This is a genomic window from Allocoprococcus comes (assembly GCF_013300725.1).
Lineage (GTDB): Bacteria > Bacillota > Clostridia > Lachnospirales > Lachnospiraceae > Allocoprococcus > Allocoprococcus comes_A.
This window is the reverse complement of record NZ_JAAIMM010000092.1, coordinates 1-1067: the sequence shown is the minus strand read 5'-3', so window position 1 is coordinate 1067 and position 1067 is coordinate 1. Positions and strand designations below refer to the sequence as shown.

1 protein-coding gene is annotated in these 1067 nt (G+C 41.8%); it reads left to right on the top strand.

The window, feature by feature from the left end; translation table 11 throughout:
• Positions 1-1067, top strand: a 1067-nt coding sequence (locus G4407_RS16160; RefSeq protein ID WP_173689695.1) for an MSCRAMM family protein, incomplete at both ends; no start/stop codon positions are given.

Genomic DNA, 1067 nt, shown 5'->3' with positions numbered 1-1067 from the left:
GATGTTGCAGAAGTGACAAGAGACCTTACGGTAAAAGAGCAGGTAAAGAAACAGGCATTCCAGTTGATCAAAGTCAGTGAAGATGGAGAGCAGACAGAAACAGACCTGGTTGCAGGAGCAGGATTTAAGGTATATCTGATCAGCAGCCTGTCACAGGTGAAAAATGGGAAACTGAAACCGTCCAATGGAGAAAGCTATACAGCAAGTGATTTCAAGAATTATGACTTCAGCAAAGAGCAGGTTGCAGTTACTTATGAGAACGGAATCGCCGTACCAGTACCGGAACTGATCACTGATACCAAAGGATATGCAGTCAGCCCGGAACTGCCGTATGGGAGTTATGTTGTAGTAGAAAGCACTACCCCGGAGAATCTGAAAACCATTGATCCATTTGTGGTAAATGTGGAAAATGACAGCAGAGAACCAATGCAGTGGAGAGTATTTGATGACCGTCCGTTTGAATTCTTGTTGAAAATTGTAAAGAAGGATGCACAGACTGGAAATACGGTTTTAAAGGCTGGTGCTTCTTATAAGATTTACGATGTGACAAATAAGAAATATGTGGAACAGGTTGTTCAGTATCCGAAGAAAGAAAAGATCAGTGTATTCGAAACAAACGAGGAAGGATATCTGATCACACCGCAGGAACTGAAGTGCTCTACCTATCGAATCGAAGAAGTGAAAGCACCGGAAGGATTTGTAAGACAGGGAAGCGAAGAGTCCCTGTATGATGGAACAACGATTATTTCACCATTAGAGCAGACTACAAAAGGAACATATAAAGAAAATCCACAGAGCGGTATTGTAATTACAGTATCCTCAAACACTGCACATCAGATTGATCCAGATACAGGAGCAGCGATTGTAGAGGTAGAACAGAAAAACGATGAACAGGTAGGAAGCCTGCTCCTGACGAAAAAGGGAGAACAGCTTACCGAAGTAACAGGAGATTCTGTTCTGGCAAAAGTAAAAGCACTGGTCTCTAAAGTAAGAAATGCTGTATCTGGTAAAGAAGAAACAGGTATTTATAAAGGCTTTAAATATGAAGAAACCGGAGTAGAAGGTGC